Source organism: Rhodococcus sp. A14 (assembly GCF_011603105.1).
Classification (GTDB): domain Bacteria; phylum Actinomycetota; class Actinomycetes; order Mycobacteriales; family Mycobacteriaceae; genus Rhodococcus_F; species Rhodococcus_F opacus.
In genome coordinates this window covers 1-14,757 of sequence record NZ_JAAOQS010000034.1, presented here as the reverse complement: position 1 = coordinate 14,757, position 14,757 = coordinate 1, and the positions used below count along the sequence as shown (strand labels likewise).

The following is a 14,757-nucleotide window of genomic DNA, read 5'->3' as shown; positions in this document are numbered from 1 at the left end:
AGCCGCTCGGTGTCCCACGGGACCCGGGCGGCTCGACTCATTCCGGGGTCAGCGCCAGCTGGGATAATTCCGGGGTCAGCGCCAGCTGGGAAGCCACAGTTGGTGCTGCCACGTGTCCGGGGTGATCGGGACGGCCGTGAGGATCGGCCACAACCAGATGAAGTTGGCGACCACGAGCCCCACATAGAGGCAGACGGCGAGCAGGCCGGTGGTCCGGCGTTCGAACGACGCCTTGGCGCTTCCCAGGATGTCGCCCAGGACCAGCGCGAGACCCATCACCATGAACGGCGCCAGCGCCACCGCATAGAAGTAGTACATCTGGCGGTCCAGGGTGGTCAGCCACGGCAGGAACGCGGCGCCGTAGGCGGTGAGGACGGTGGCGTACCGCCAGTCCTTCCGCACCACGGTCTGCCACAGCGCCCACGCGAGCATCGGCAGTGCCAGCCACCACATGGCGGGCGTCCCGATGAGCATGACGGCCTTGACGCAACTCGACGCTCCGCAGCCGGTGACGTGATCGCCCTCGGCGAAGTAGTACAGCATCGGGCGCAGACCCATCGGCCACGTCCACGGCTTCGACTCCCACGGGTGATGATTGCCCGCCGAATTGGTGAGGCCTTCGTGGAACTCGAGGACGTTGCCGCTGTAGTACCACAGCGAGCGGAGCGCGCCCGGCACGAACGACCAGGGGCCGCCCGTCCCGATCTCGTTGCCCACGGCATGCCGGTCCACGCCGGTCTCGCTGGCGAACCACGCCCAGTAGCTGGCGAGATACACGAACAGTGGCACGACGACGAGCGCGTACAGCGCCGGGCCCACGTCGCGGACGCCGGCACCGAACCACGGGCGCCGCACCCCGTAGGCGCGTCGGGCCGACACGTCGAATGCGACGCTGAGCAGCCCGAAGAACACGATGAAGTAGACGCCCGACCATTTGGTGCCGCACGCGAGACCCAGCATGATCCCGGCGCCGAATCGCCACCAGCGCACACCGAGGCGTGGGCCCCAGTCGCTGTCGCCGATCCGGCCCTCGTCGTATACGCGGGCCATCCGCTCGCGGACCTGGTCGCGGTCCACGATCAGGCAGCCCAGAGCGGCGACGGCGAACAGTGCCAGGAAGATGTCGAGCATGCCGAGCCGGGAGGACACGAACGTGACGCCGTCCGCGACCAGCAGGATCCCGGCGAGGCCGCCGATCAGAGTGGATCGGGTGAGCCGGCGGACGATGCGGATCACCAGGAGGACCATGATCGTGCCCGCCACCGCGGAGGCGAAACGCCAACCCCAGCCGTTGTAGCCGAAGATCGCCTCGCCCATCGCGATCAGCTGTTTGCCGATCGGCGGATGCACCACCAGCCCGTAACCGGGATTGTCCTCGAGCCAGCCGCCGGTGAGCACCTGCCAGCCCTGCGGCGCGTAGTGCTTCTCGTCGAACACGGGAGTGCCCGCGTCCGTCGGGTAACCGAGCATCGTGAACCGGGTGATCGCCGCGATCGCCGTGACGAACAGGGTGACCACCCAGCCGCGGGCACGGTCGACTGGACCGAAGTCGGGGGGCGGCACGAGCGGCGCCGGTCCGACCATGGACGGCTGTCGTGCGGAGGGCGTCGGTCGCTCGTCCGTCAGCATCGTCACGCCGCAATCGTAGGCTGTGGGTCATGACTGGTCGCCTAGTGCTCGCCGCAACACCGATGGGGGACGTGGGTGACGCCTCGCCGAGGCTGCGTACGGCGCTGGAGACGGCAGACGTCGTCGCCGCCGAGGACACCCGCCGCACCAAAGCCCTCGCCTCCGCTCTCGACGTGACGATCACCGGCAAGGTCGTCAGCTTCTACGACCAGGTCGAGACGGCCCGGCTGCCCGCGCTCGTCGCCGATGTCGCGTCCGGCAAGACCGTTCTCCTCGTCACCGACGCCGGCATGCCCTCGGTCAGCGACCCCGGGTACCGGCTGGTGTCGGCGTGCGTGGCCGAGGATCTGGCGGTGACGTGCCTGCCCGGACCGTCGGCCGTGACGACGGCGCTCGCGCTGTCCGGGCTGCCCGTCGAACGGTTCTGCTTCGACGGCTTCCCACCCCGGAAGCAGGGCCAGCGCAAGACGTGGTTGCAGGCACTGGTCGCCGAGCAACGCGCCTGCGTGTTCTTCGAGGCGCCGCACCGGCTCGCCGACTGCCTGGCCGACGCGGTCGAGGTGCTCGGTGGAACCCGCCGCGCCGCCGTCTGCCGGGAACTGACCAAGACGTACGAGGAGGTCCGCCGCGGCACCCTCGCCGAGCTCGCCGAGTGGGCCGCCGAGGGTGTCCGCGGCGAGATCACGGTGGTGGTGGAGGGTGCCACGCTCGTCGCGTCCGACCCCGCCGACCTCGTCGACGAGGTGGAGCGACTCGTCGCGGACGGCACCCGGCTCAAGGACGCGTGCGCGCTCGTCGCCACCACCGGTGTGTCGAAGCGGGAACTCTACGAAACGGTGCTGGCCTCCCGGAAGGACTAGGCGGCCTGCGAGAGTTACCGCCGGAGGGCACGCTCCCCGGGAGCCAGCGAGGCGTCGTCGGCGGCCGCCTGCCCGGCGTACCAGCCGTTGGCGTCGACGGCCCTGCCGCGCGCCTTCTTGGTACGCGGAAACAGACGGTCGAACTCGGCGTCGACGGCCTCGGACTTGGTGGCCAGAATCGGGAGCAGATCGTCGACGGGAATCGACGCCTCGTCGGCGGCTTCGGCCGTGGCCCGGCTGTCGGCGTCGCGTAACCGCTGCCCGATGCGACTGGCGAAGCCCGCGAGGAAACCCTTGCGGAACGACGTGGTGCGGGAACCACTGCGACTGTCGGCGTCCGCGAATTGCATTGCGCGCGTCGCCTGCACGAGCAGCGACGTGAACAGCATGTCGACCTGCTGGAGGTCGAGGGGGGTTCCGACCACGGTCGCGATGGCGAGGGAACTGAACCACACGGTGCGCACCCGGTTGGAGTCGCCGATCTCGGTGAGAAGGTGCACCTTCTCCTTGACGTACGGATTCTCCAGGTGGATGCGGCGACTGTGCACCGCCGTGTTGCCCACCCCGTTCTGGGTGTGGAGGAGAGCGGCGTTGATCGCGTAGCGCGTCATCAATTCCTGCGCCTTCGCGGTGAAGATCTCCGCCTCCTCCGCGAAATCGGTGGCCTCGGCCTTCGCGAGCAAACCGCGGATCCTGTTGAGCACCTTCGCGTCGGCCTCGGTCTCGCCCGGCACCGCCGCGGCCGTGTCGGCGACCCGCACGACCGGCCACGTCGACGGCGGGGGAGCGAGCACCGTCCAGCCGGGCAGATTCGTCCACGTCAGCGACAGGTCGGTGAGCTGGTAGACGGAGTGGTACGGGTCTTCGAACAACAGTCCGGCCGCGAGCGCCCGAACGTCGGGACCGTCGACCGGAACCCGCCCCGCCAGGTGCGACGCGCCTGGATACTGCTCGCCGATGGTGCGGAGTTGCTCCACCCAGTCCCGCGGCGCCCGGTGCACGGCGCGCGTGCGCTCCGCCTCGTGCAGCACCAGGGCCGCCGCCAGCGCCGCCTCGGACGGCTCCTTCGATCTCCGCGCCAGATGCACGACGTCGGCGGGCTGCCACCCACGCTCGTACGCGGCCGACAACTCACCCATCAGGGTGTGGACCGCCGCTGCGGCCTGAGGGCTCACTTCGTCGTCGAACACGCGCGCTCCGTTCCCGAATCCACCGTGAGGAGATCGAATGTATGTTCTATTCGGCGTCATGGGGGAGAGTGTGCATGCGGGGTCCGACACGAACGGACCCCGCGTGGATCAGTCCTCCACGTAACGCGGGAACACGCCCGACGGCGCGGGCAACGCGGTGCCCGCCACGATGCGCGTCGGAAGGTCGCTGAACTGCCGCGCATCGGCCTTCTGGCCGAGCAGGTCGAGGATCTTCTCCGCGGCGTCCGGCATCACCGGCTGCACGAGAATGCCGACGATCCGCACCACCTCGAGCGTCACGTACAGCACCGTCGCCATCCGCTCCGGATCCGTCTTCCGCAGAACCCAGGGCTCCTGCTTGGAGAAGTACCGGTTGGTCTCGCCCAGAACCGACCAGATCGTCTCCAGCGCGAGATGCAGTGCCTGCACGTCGTATTCGGCGCGAACCCGCTCGAGCAGCGCATCCGCCTGCGCGAGCATCGCCGTGTCGTCCTCGGTCAGCTCGCCGGGGGCCGGGACCTGGGCGTCGCAGTTCTTCGCGACCATCGACAGCGACCGCTGCGCGAGGTTGCCGAGTTCGTTCGCCAGGTCGGCGTTGATCCGGGTGACGATGGCCTCGTGGCTGTAGCTGCCGTCCTGACCGTAGGAGATCTCGCGGAGCAGGAAGAAGCGCACGGCGTCGAGGCCGTACTGCTCCACCATGGCGACGGGGTCGACGACGTTGCCGACCGACTTCGACATCTTCTCGCCCTTGTTGTAGAGGAATCCGTGCACGAAGACGCGCTTCGGCAACTCGATTCCCGCAGACATCAGGAAGGCCGGCCAGTACACCGTGTGAAACCGGGTGATGTCCTTGCCGATGATGTGCAGGTTCGCCGGCCAGAACTTGCCGAACTGCTCGGAGTCGGTGTCCGGGTAACCCGCGCCGGTCAGGTAGTTGGTGAGCGCGTCCACCCACACGTACATGACGTGCTCGGGATGGTCGGGGACCGGAACGCCCCAGTCGAACGTCGTGCGAGAGATCGACAGGTCCTTCAGCCCGCCCTTGACGAAGCTGACGATCTCGTTGCGCCGCGTCGCAGGTGCGATGAAGTCGGGGTTCTCCTCGTACAGCCGGAGCAGCTTGTCCTGATACTCGGACAGCTTGAAGAAGTACGTGGACTCCTCCGTCCACTCGACCGGGGTGCCCGTCTCGGTGGACAGGCGTGAACCGTCGTCCTGCAGCGTGGTCTCGGCCTCGGTGTAGAACGCCTCGTCGCGGACCGAGTACCAGCCCGAGTACGTGTCGAGGTAGATGTCGCCGTTCGCGAGCATCTTCTGCCAGATCGCTTTGCTGGCTTCTTCGTGATCGGCGTCCGTGGTGCGGATGAACCGGTCGAAGGAGATGTTCAACGTCTTGTCCATGGCCTCGAACACGTCCGAGTTCCGTGCGGCGAGCTCACGGACGTCGATGCCTTCCTTGGCCGCCGTCTGCTGCATCTTCAGGCCGTGCTCGTCGGTTCCCGTCATGAAGTAGACGTCGAACCCGTCCAGGCGCTTGAAGCGTGCGAGGGCGTCGGAGGAGATGTACTCGTAGGCGTGGCCGATGTGCGGGACGCCGTTGGGGTACGCGATCGCCGTCGTCAGATAGAAAGGTGGCCGCGAGGCGGTGGAATCAGCAGCATTCATGGTGCGACCACTCTATCTGCGCGCTGCCGTTTCGTGACGCGCAGATTCGGGTTCTAGGCCGGTCCGGTGTCGTCCTCGTCGGTGACGGCGCGTGACTCGTACGCCGCGCGGGCCGACTTGTTCGTGGACCTGACCTGGTCTGGAACCATCCGGCGGATCGCGAAGTCGCGGGCGAACTGCGGAAAGACGGTGACCAGCCGGGCCAGCGGACCGACGTACCGGGGGATGGTGACCTCGAACCGGGGCCGGTGGATCACCGCGACGACGGTCTTCGCGACGTCGGCCGGCGTGAGCAGTTTTGCCGCGCCCGTCGCGGTGCCGGCCGCGAGTTCGGTGTCGACGACGCCCGGCATGATCACCGAGATCTGCACACCCGACCCGCGCAGCTCCTCGCGGACGCCGGTCAGGTAGCCGAGGACGCCGTGTTTCGTCGCGGCGTACGTCGACTCGCCGGGTGGTGCGACCTTCGACGCCAGCGACGCCACCGTGACGATCTGGCCGCGGCCGCGCTCACGCATCGCCGGCGCCGCCAGTCTCACCCCACGAATCACCCCGTGCAGGTTGACGGCGAGCTGCCGATCCGTCGCGGAGTCGGGTTCCTCGTCGAACTTCCCGACCCACATCACGCCCGCGTTGTTGACGAGCACGTCGATCGGGCCCCAGTGATCCTCGACGGCTGTCAGGAATGCCGTGAACGACGCGGTGTCGGTGACGTCCAGTTCGAGACCCTCCACCGTCCGGCCCGTCCGGCCCGTCCGGCCGAGTTCGTCCGCCGTCCTGCGGGCGGCGGCGCCGTCGACGTCGCCGATCGCGACCCGGGCGCCGGCCAGCGCCAGCTGTCGGGCGATCTCCCGTCCGATTCCTCTGGCACCGCCGGTCACCGCGATCACGCGGCCGTTCATCGAGCTCGAAGTCATGGACACGGCTCCCTCCCCGTCGGGGAGAAAGTACCGCATGTGACACGTGCGGCGGCGGCGTCGACAATGTCCGCATGAGCAAAGATCGTCCCGCCCCGGAAGCCCCTGCGCCGCTGTTCCCGCTCGTCGATTCGCACACCCACCTCGATGCGTGTGGTGCCTCGGACGCCGCGAGCGTCACGGCGATCGTCGACCGGGCCGCCGCGGTCGGGGTGGAGCGGGTGGTCACGGTGGCCGACGACCTGGCGGCCGCGCAGTTCGCCGTCGACGCGGCGCACTGGGATCCCCGCGTCTACGCGGCCGTGGCCATCCACCCGACGAGGGCGAACGTGCTCGACGACGCCACCAGGGCGGAGATCGAGCGACTCGCCGGCGATCCCCGGGTGGTCGCGGTAGGGGAGACGGGACTCGACTTCTACTGGCCCGGGAAACTCGACGGCTGCGCCACGGTCCCCGAGCAGACCGAGGGCTTCCGCTGGCACATCGACCTCGCGAAGCGGCTCGGCAAGACGCTGATGATCCACAACCGGGAGGCCAACCGGGCGCTGCTGCAGGTGCTGCGCGAGGAGGGTGCGCCGGAGACGGTGATCTTCCACTGCTTCTCCTCGGACGCCGAGATGGCGCGCGAGTGCGTCGACGCCGGTTACGTCCTCAGCTTCTCCGGCACGGTCAGCTTCAAGAACGCGAAGGCCTTGCGGGAAGCGGCCCCGCTGGTGCCATCGGATCAGCTGATCGTCGAGACGGATGCGCCGTTCCTCACCCCGCACCCGTTCCGGGGCGCTCCCAACGAGCCGTACTGCCTGCCGTACACGGTCCGGGCGCTCGCCGAGATCCGCGGCGAGGATCCGGACGACCTGGCGAAGGCGTCCACCGCGACCGCCGAGCGCGTGTACGGCCTCCGGCCCGTGTGTGGTTAGTGAGTCCCTGGACTCGTCGAGCACGCACAGGGCCGAAGGGCCCTATGTTGAAGTTTCAAGTTAGAGAACTTAGGATCGTTGCCTGTTCAACTAACGGTCGTCCCGGTCGCGCGGGGACACCACGATGAAAGGCACATCCATGAACAACCCCGCAGTCCGAAGCCTGGGAATCCTCGTCGCCCGCGTGGGCATCGGCATCATCTTCCTCGCCCACGGCTGGCAGAAGGCCTTCACCAACGGCCTCGACGCCACGACCGCCGGCTTCGAGGCCATGGGAGTTCCGGTTCCCGGCATCTCGGCATTCCTCGCGACGTGGATCGAGCTGATCGGCGGAATCGCACTCATCATCGGAGCGGCCGTCCCGATCTTCGGCATCCTGCTCTTCCTCGACATGGTCGGCGCCTTCTTCCTCGTGCACGCCGACAAGGGAATCTTCGCGAGCGAGGGCGGCTACGAGCTGGTGCTGGCGCTGGGCGTCGGCGCACTGCTGCTCGCCGTCGTCGGATCGGGCCGATTCGGTGTCGACGGACTGCTCGGCGACAAGGTGCCGTGGGCGGCGAAGGAACGCGCCACCGTCTGACCCCCATGTGAGTGGCGAAGCGTCCCCCGGCACGCTTCGCCACTCACGTGTCAGAGGACCTTGTTCAGGAAGTCCTGGGTACGGGACTGCTGCGGGTCGCCGAAGATCTGCTCCGGAGTTCCCTCCTCCACCACGTAGCCGTCCGCCATGAAGATCACCCGGTCGGACACCTCGCGAGCGAAGCCCATCTCGTGCGTGACCACGACCATCGTCATGCCGCCCTTCGCGAGGTCGCGCAGAACCTGCAGCACCTCGCCCACCATCTCGGGGTCCAGCGCGCTGGTGGCCTCGTCGAACAGCATGATGTCCGGGTTCATCGCCAGGGCCCGCGCGATCGCGACGCGCTGTTTCTGCCCACCGGACAGGTTCGCCGGCTTCGCGTCCGCCTTCTCCGCCAACCCGACCTGCTCGAGCAGCCGAACCGCCGTCGCCCGCGCCTCGTCCTTGGAGGCGCGCTTGGTCTGCACGGGCGCGAGCATCACGTTCTCGATCGCCGTCATGTGCGGGAACAGGTTGAAGTGCTGGAAGACCATGCCGATGTGCTGACGCACCCGGTCGATGTCGATCTTCTTGTCGCTCACGTCGAACCCGTCGACCACGACCTTGCCGTCCGTGATGTCCTCGAGCCGGTTGAGGCAGCGCAGGAACGTGCTCTTGCCGGAGCCCGAGGGGCCGATCACGCAGACCACTTCACCGCTCGCGATGTCGACGTCGATGCCCTTGAGGACCTCGTTGTCGCCGAACGACTTCTTCAGGCCCTTCACCCGGATCTTCGGGTCGGCGGTCTCGGCCTTGTTCTCTGTCACCGGTGTCTCGGTCACTTGTTGATCCTCTTCTCGAGCCGGTTCGACAGCTTCGTCAACGCCATGATGATGATGAAATACATCACACCGATGATCAGCCACATGTTGAAGGACTGGAAGTTGCGGGCGATGATGATCCGTCCGGTCTGAGTGAGCTCGGCGAGCCCGATCACGGACAGGATCGACGTGTCCTTCAGCGTGATCACGAACTGGTTGATGTACGACGGGATCATCGTCCGCACGGCCTGCGGCATCACGACCTTCTGCATCGACTTCAGGTAGCTGATGCCGAGGCTCCGCGACGCTTCCATCTGGCCCTTGTCGACGGACAGGATGCCGCCGCGCACGATCTCGGCCATGTACGCGCCTGCGTTGAGGCTCAGCGTGATGATGCCCGCCGTGAACGCCGACATCTGGAAGTCCAGTGCCGCCGGGATGCCGAAGTAGATGAAGAACGCCTGCACCAGCAGCGGGGTGCCGCGGAACACGTCGACATAGGTGGTGCCGATGCCGCGCAGGACGATGTTGGTCGACACCCGGAACAGGCCGAAGATCGCGCCGAGGACGAGCGCGATGGCGATCGAGACCACGGTCAGGACGATCGTGAGCCACAGGCCCTCGAGCAGCAGCGGGTAGGTGCTCTTGATCAGGCCCAGGATCGAGTTGTCGTCGTCGGATGCGTCGGAGTTGAGGTAGGTGTCGAGGATCTCGTCGTACTGGCCGCTGGCCTTCAGGTTGGCGAGCCCGGTGTTGAACTCTTGCAGGAGCTGCGCGTTCTGGCCCTTCGCGACGGCGAACCCGTAGCTGGCGCCGGGGACCTTGTCGGTGACCGTCTTGAAGCCGTTGCCCTGCTTGATGCCGTAGGCGAGGACGGGGTAGTCCTCGAACACGGCCGCCGAGTTACCCGTGCGGACCTCGTCGAACATGCTCGACGAGTCGGCGAAGTACTTGGTGGTGAAGCCGTACTGGTCCTTGATGGACTCCGCGTACGTGGCGCCCTCGGTGCCGTTCTTGACCGCGACGGACTTGCCGCGCAGGTCCTCGTACGAGGTGATCGAGTCGTTGCTCTCGAGCACGCCCATCTGCACGCCCGACTCGAAGTACGGATCGGAGAAGTCGAACGTCGCCTTGCGGGCGTCGGTGATCGACATGCCGGCGATCATGCCGTTGGCCTGACCGCCCGTGACCGCCTGGAGCGCGGCGTCGAATCCGACGGGGTTGACCTGGTAGGTGAACCCCTGGTCCTCGGCGATGGCGGCGAGGAGGTCCATGTCGATTCCGACGAGCTTGCCGCTCTCGTCCTGGAACTCGAACGGGGCGAACGTGATGTCGGTGGCGATCGTGTAGTTGTTGCCCGGAGCGGGCTCTTGTGCGCCGGCGAGGCCGGGCGCGACGAGTGTGACGAGCAGCGTCAGCGCGGCGATCACCGCGGGCACTCTCGGACGTCTGACGAGTCTCAGAAGTCGATCGGATCTGCTGCGCACGGAACCCCAGCTTTCTCAGTCGGTAGTGCCCGGTCGCTTCCGGGCCTCTTGGTGCATGTCGCAAGATACTGCGTTTCGCACGTGGTCCGGACCAGAAGCGTTTCGCCGCGGTGAAGTGAAAACTGTCCCCGATCTCAACCTTTTCGTGATCTCGCACGCAGGTCGTAGCGGCAAAGTTGCCAGACCATCGCCGATTCGTTACCGTACCGTGATCAAACCTTCGCCAGCCTTGGGATTTCATGTGTCGCCTTTAGCCAGAATCAACAACGCCAAATCGCCCCTTCTCTACGTAGTCGTCGCGGCACTGCTCGCGACGCTCGTCGTGGGCGGTGCGCTGGCAGTGGCGCGGCACAAGACCGTCACGCTCGACGTCGACGGCGAGACCATCTCGCTCGGCACGATGGCCTCCGACGTCGGCGGCGCGCTCGACGACGCCGGATACACCGTCAGCGAGCGTGACGCGGTCGCCCCCGCTGCCGACGCGTCGCTCTCCGACGGCGACACCGTGGTGTTGCGGCGTGCCCGCGAGATCGACCTCACGGTCGACGGGCAGCCGAAGACCGTGTGGACCACCGCCCTCACCGTCGACGACGCGCTGAAGCAGTTCGAACTCGCCGACGACGTCCACGTCTCGGCGTCCCGCTCCGAGCGCCTGCCGCTGGAGGGCACCGCGCTCGAGGTCGTCAACGCCAAGCTCGTCAAGGTCGCCGACGGCGGCGCACCGCTCACGGACGTCCGACTGGCAGCCCCCACCGTCGGTGCGCTCCTCGCGGCCAACGGCGCGCCGCTCGAGCAGGCCGACACGGTCGTTCCACCCGCCGACGCCCCCGTCGTCGAAGGCGCCGAGATCCACGTGACCCGCGACCGCACCGAGACGCGCACCGAGACGCTGCCCATCGCACCGCCCGAGAATCGCGTCGAGGATCCCGCGCTCGACAAGGGCAAGACCGTCGTCGAGAACCCCGGAGTCCCCGGCGAGCGCACCGTCACCGCATCCGTGAAGACGGTCAACGGTGTCGAGGCCGGACGTCAGGAACTCAGCTCGCAGGTGCTCCGCGAGCCCGCGCCGGCACTGGTCAAGGTCGGCGTGAAGGAACTCGCCATCTCCAACGCCTCCACCTGGGATTCGATCGCGCACTGCGAGGCCACCGGCAACTGGGCCATCAACACCGGCAACGGATTCTTCGGCGGACTGCAGTTCACCCAGAGCACCTGGGAAGCGTTCGGCGGAAGCCAGTACGCCGCCCGCGCCGACCTCGCATCCCGCGAACAGCAGATCTCCGTCGCCGAGAAGGTCCAGGCGGCGCAGGGCTGGGGCGCATGGCCCGCGTGCACCAGCAAGCTCGGACTCCGCTGACGGTCTGAAGTAAAGGAACACGATGTCGCCCTTCGCGAAGATCAATTCGGCTCGCTCGCCGCTGCTCTACGCCGTGGTGGCCCTGCTTCTCGCCACACTGATCGCAGGCGGAGTGATGGCCGTGGTCCGGCACAAGAACGTCACACTCGACGTGGACGGCGAGAAGATCTCGCTGAGCACCATGACCACGAGCGTCGACGCCGCACTGTCCGACGCCGGGTACTCGATCAGCGACCGCGATGTCGTGGCGCCGGAGCGCGACGCGACCCTGTCCGACGGGGACACCGTGGTGCTGCGCCGCGCGCGTGAGGTGTCGTTGACGGTGGACGGTCAGCCCAAGACGGTGTGGACCACCGCGCTCACCGTCGAGGACGCACTGAAGCAGTTCGAACTCGGCGAGGACGTGCACGTGTCCGCGTCCCGTTCGCAGCGACTCCCGCTCGACGGTGCGGCCCTCGACGTGCTCAATCCGCTCGTCGTCAAGCTCGCCGACGGCGCGCTGCCGGTCACCGACGTGCGCATGGCCGCGCCGACGGTCGGGGACTTCCTCGCCGCGCACGGCGCGCCGCTGGAGCAGGCCGACACCGTCGTCCCGGCCGCGGACACGCCGCTGACCGACGGCATGGACGTGACCGTCACGCGCGACCGCACCGAGACGAAGGTCGAGACGTTGCCGCTGGCTCCGGAGGAGCAGCGCATCGAGGACCCGACGATGAACAAGAGCCGCACCGTGGTCGAGAATCCGGGACTGCCCGGTGTCCAGGATGTCACGTTCGCGGTCAACACCGTCAACGGCAAGGAAGTCGGACGCAGCCAGGTGTCCGCGACGGTCACGACGCCGGCACAGCCGAAGGTGATCCGTGTCGGCGCGAAGCCGGGCACCGAGGTGCCGCCCGTCGAGAACGGTTCGGTGTGGGATGCGCTCGCGCAGTGCGAGGCCACCGGCAACTGGGCTATCAACACCGGCAACGGATTCTTCGGCGGCGTCCAGTTCGACCAGAACACGTGGGAGCGTCAGGGCGGACTCAAGTACGCGCCGCGCGCCGACCTCGCCACCCGTGAGGAGCAGATCGCCGTCGCGTCGAAGACGCAGAAGACGCAGGGCTGGGGAGCGTGGCCGTCGTGCTCGGGCAGGCTCGGCGTGCGTTAAAGTTCGCCTGGTGTCCGAAGCCGAAGTACCCCCCGTCGCTCGCGGTCAGGCCGCACTCCTCGGCCCCGCCGAGGTGCGCGCGTTAGCCGAGGAGTTCGGCGTGCGCCCCACCAAGCAGCTGGGGCAGAACTTCGTGCACGACGCCAACACGGTGCGCCGCATCGTCGCGACCGCGGGCGTGGGACGCGAGGACACGGTGCTCGAGGTCGGTCCCGGGCTCGGTTCGCTGACGTTGGCCCTACTCGATGTCGTCGACAAGGTGATCGCCGTCGAGATCGACCCCAACCTCGCGGCACGGCTGCCGGTCACGGTCGCCGACCGTGCACCGGAACTCGCGGACCGGCTGACCGTGGTCGGCGCGGACGCGATGCGGGTCAAGCCGTCCGAGATCCCCGGTGAGCCCACGGCTCTCGTTGCGAACCTGCCGTACAACGTGGCGGTGCCCGTGCTGCTGCATCTGTTCTCCGAACTTCCCAGTCTCCGAACCGCTCTGGTGATGGTGCAGGCCGAGGTCGCCGACCGGCTGGCGGCGTCCCCGGGCAGCAAGATCTACGGTGTGCCGAGCGTGAAGGCCAATTTCTTCGGCGCCGTGCGACGCGCGGGCGCCGTCGGGCGCGCGGTGTTCTGGCCCGTCCCGAAGGTCGAGTCGGGTCTGGTGCGCATCGACCGGTACGCCGAACCGCCGTGGCCCGTCGACGACGAACACCGCCGCCGCGTGTTCGCCGTCATCGATGCGGCTTTCGCTCAGCGCCGCAAGACTTTACGAGCCGCGCTCGGTGGTTGGGCGGGTTCGCCCGCGGAGGCGGAGCGGCGACTGCTCGAGGCCGGCATCGCACCGTCCACCCGCGGCGAGACCCTCGACGCCGCGGCCTTCGTGCGTCTCGCCGCCACCCAGCCGTGAGTACTTGTTAACCGCGGGACGTTGATAAGTACTCACAGGGGGGGGCACCCCACGGTCATCGGCATTCCGCCGTTCTCGACGGTAGCGGGGTCAGGCGTGGCCGGTTCCGGGACGACCGGGGTCGGCGCTCGTCCGCTCGAATGCCTACGCGGGGCTGACCGGTGTGCACGGTGAACTCCTGGTCGGCTGGGTCGATATGAATACCGGGGCCTCGGGTTCGTACCGGGTGAGCAAGGACTTTCCGCAGTTCGCCGGCTTCTACGACGAGCGCGTCGTGCCCACCGGCAGCGGGACCGTCGTGGTGTCGGTGACGGGGAGCGTAACCGTCCTCCCCGGTCAGGGTGCGCCGTGGGCGCCGGACGGGATCGTGGCGCCCATCGCTCCCGGTGTGTACGCCAATTTCATCCCCTGACCTGCGCAAGTTCAGCCCGGGGGAGACAACCGACCGGATGTGTGGTTCACTATTGGAGGTCGTAAGTTTTGTGTTTGTGTTTCCCACGCTCGCAAATCGATGGTTGCGAGCGTTTGGACGTCCTCCACAGGAATTGTCATAGACGGTCGTGTTCAATGACCCAGGTAACCGAGCCGGTTGCTTGAAGAAGTTACTGTGTTAGAGGAGATTTACATGGCAGAGGGCATCGTGAAGTGGTTCAACTCCGAGAAGGGGTTCGGCTTCATCGCCCCCGAGGATGGCAGCGCTGACGTGTTCGTCCATTACTCGGAGATCCAGAGCGGCGGCTTCCGCACGCTCGAGGAGAATCAGCGCGTTTCGTTCGAGATCGGCCAGGGCAACAAGGGCCCGCAGGCCACCGGCGTCACCCTGATCTGAGAACGGCCATGACTTCCCGGTTCGCCGGGACATGACGTTCGAGCAAGGCCCCACTCGTCAGAGTGGGGCCTTGACTCGTTTCCGACCGACTACGCGGACCGCAGGTGAGCGGCCTGATACCCGAGATTCATCGCGCAGACGAGCCAGAGTTGCAGCGCGGAATTCTCCGACGGACCGAACAGCCCGATCACCGCAGCGGCTCCGAGTGCGGCGGCGACGAAGAACGTGGCCGTGCCGAGTGCCCGCCGGGGCCTCGACGAGAAGATCACCACACCCGTGACGAAGAGCGCCCACAGAGTGGTGGCGAGGATGGTCGTGGCGACGAACCAGGCCGTCGAATACCTGCTCGGCCACGTCCACGGCTGGGTTCCGTTGTCGAGGGTGCACACGAACGCCAACGAGAACGCCATGATCACCACCGTTGCGCCCCCGAGCGCCAGATGGCCCCCGACGAGCACCTTCCCGACTGTTC

15 protein-coding genes are annotated in these 14,757 nt (G+C 67.5%); 8 read left to right on the top strand and 7 right to left on the bottom strand.

Annotated features, from left to right (window positions below):
• Positions 1-75: 75 nt before the first annotated feature.
• The gene (locus G9373_RS19270; protein ID WP_005255423.1) at positions 76-1,584 is read right to left on the bottom strand and encodes a phospholipid carrier-dependent glycosyltransferase; all 1,509 of its coding nucleotides are present in this window, start codon (positions 1,582-1,584) and stop codon (positions 76-78) included.
• A gap of 74 nt (positions 1,585-1,658) precedes the next feature.
• Here G9373_RS19270 and rsmI point away from each other — a divergent pair, with 74 nt between their 5' ends.
• The gene (rsmI, locus tag G9373_RS19265; RefSeq protein ID WP_054248094.1) at positions 1,659-2,489 is read left to right on the top strand and encodes a 16S rRNA (cytidine(1402)-2'-O)-methyltransferase; all 831 of its coding nucleotides are present in this window, start codon (positions 1,659-1,661) and stop codon (positions 2,487-2,489) included.
• A 14-nt stretch (positions 2,490-2,503) separates the two neighbouring features.
• Here the strand turns inward: rsmI and G9373_RS19260 are convergent, their stop codons facing one another.
• From G9373_RS19260 to G9373_RS19250, 3 genes are all read right to left on the bottom strand, one after another.
• Positions 2,504-3,679 (bottom strand): DUF2786 domain-containing protein, encoded by a 1,176-nt coding sequence (locus tag G9373_RS19260; protein WP_081315296.1) that lies wholly within the window; start codon positions 3,677-3,679, stop codon positions 2,504-2,506.
• A 108-nt stretch (positions 3,680-3,787) separates the two neighbouring features.
• On the bottom strand, positions 3,788-5,347 hold the full coding sequence (metG, locus tag G9373_RS19255) for a methionine--tRNA ligase (RefSeq protein ID WP_167116210.1): 1,560 nt from the start codon (positions 5,345-5,347) through the stop codon (positions 3,788-3,790).
• A 53-nt stretch (positions 5,348-5,400) separates the two neighbouring features.
• Positions 5,401-6,303, bottom strand: a complete 903-nt coding sequence (locus G9373_RS19250; RefSeq protein ID WP_167116207.1) for an SDR family oxidoreductase — start codon at positions 6,301-6,303, stop codon at positions 5,401-5,403.
• A 35-nt stretch (positions 6,304-6,338) separates the two neighbouring features.
• On the opposite strand from G9373_RS19250, the gene G9373_RS19245 reads away from it, so the two are divergent.
• Both G9373_RS19245 and G9373_RS19240 read left to right on the top strand, forming a co-directional pair.
• Positions 6,339-7,181: a TatD family hydrolase gene (locus G9373_RS19245; RefSeq protein ID WP_167116204.1), complete on the top strand. Its 843-nt coding sequence runs from the start codon at positions 6,339-6,341 to the stop codon at positions 7,179-7,181.
• Positions 7,182-7,320: 139 nt separating this feature from the next.
• The gene (locus tag G9373_RS19240) at positions 7,321-7,761 is read left to right on the top strand and encodes a DoxX family protein (RefSeq protein ID WP_005561737.1); all 441 of its coding nucleotides are present in this window, start codon (positions 7,321-7,323) and stop codon (positions 7,759-7,761) included.
• Positions 7,762-7,811: 50 nt separating this feature from the next.
• On the opposite strand, the gene G9373_RS19235 is transcribed toward G9373_RS19240, so the two are convergent.
• Both G9373_RS19235 and G9373_RS19230 read right to left on the bottom strand, forming a co-directional pair.
• A complete protein-coding gene (locus tag G9373_RS19235; protein WP_005255433.1) occupies positions 7,812-8,582 on the bottom strand; it encodes an amino acid ABC transporter ATP-binding protein in 771 nt (256 codons plus the stop codon).
• On the bottom strand, positions 8,579-10,000 hold the full coding sequence (locus tag G9373_RS19230) for an amino acid ABC transporter substrate-binding protein/permease (RefSeq protein ID WP_005255435.1): 1,422 nt from the start codon (positions 9,998-10,000) through the stop codon (positions 8,579-8,581). Before G9373_RS19230 ends, G9373_RS19235 begins: the two co-directional genes overlap by 4 nt.
• 289 nt (positions 10,001-10,289) lie before the next feature.
• Here G9373_RS19230 and G9373_RS47695 point away from each other — a divergent pair, with 289 nt between their 5' ends.
• The 5 genes from G9373_RS47695 (at position 10,290) to G9373_RS19205 (ending at position 14,285) form a co-directional block, all read left to right on the top strand.
• The gene (locus G9373_RS47695; RefSeq protein WP_005255438.1) at positions 10,290-11,405 is read left to right on the top strand and encodes a resuscitation-promoting factor; all 1,116 of its coding nucleotides are present in this window, start codon (positions 10,290-10,292) and stop codon (positions 11,403-11,405) included.
• A 22-nt stretch (positions 11,406-11,427) separates the two neighbouring features.
• Positions 11,428-12,555, top strand: coding sequence for a resuscitation-promoting factor (locus G9373_RS19220; RefSeq protein WP_005561739.1), 1,128 nt, complete (start codon positions 11,428-11,430; stop codon positions 12,553-12,555).
• A gap of 10 nt (positions 12,556-12,565) precedes the next feature.
• Positions 12,566-13,456, top strand: a complete 891-nt coding sequence (gene rsmA / locus G9373_RS19215) for a 16S rRNA (adenine(1518)-N(6)/adenine(1519)-N(6))-dimethyltransferase RsmA (RefSeq protein ID WP_005255442.1) — start codon at positions 12,566-12,568, stop codon at positions 13,454-13,456.
• Between the two features lie 196 nt (positions 13,457-13,652).
• Complete coding sequence (locus G9373_RS19210) at positions 13,653-13,868, top strand: hypothetical protein (protein WP_167116201.1); 216 nt, start codon at positions 13,653-13,655, stop codon at positions 13,866-13,868.
• A 213-nt stretch (positions 13,869-14,081) separates the two neighbouring features.
• Positions 14,082-14,285 (top strand): cold-shock protein, encoded by a 204-nt coding sequence (locus G9373_RS19205; RefSeq protein ID WP_005255446.1) that lies wholly within the window; start codon positions 14,082-14,084, stop codon positions 14,283-14,285.
• 89 nt (positions 14,286-14,374) lie between these two features.
• Here G9373_RS19205 and G9373_RS19200 read toward each other — a convergent pair.
• Positions 14,375-14,757: hypothetical protein (locus G9373_RS19200; RefSeq protein WP_167116198.1), on the bottom strand; the 383-nt coding region annotated here is incomplete at its 5' end.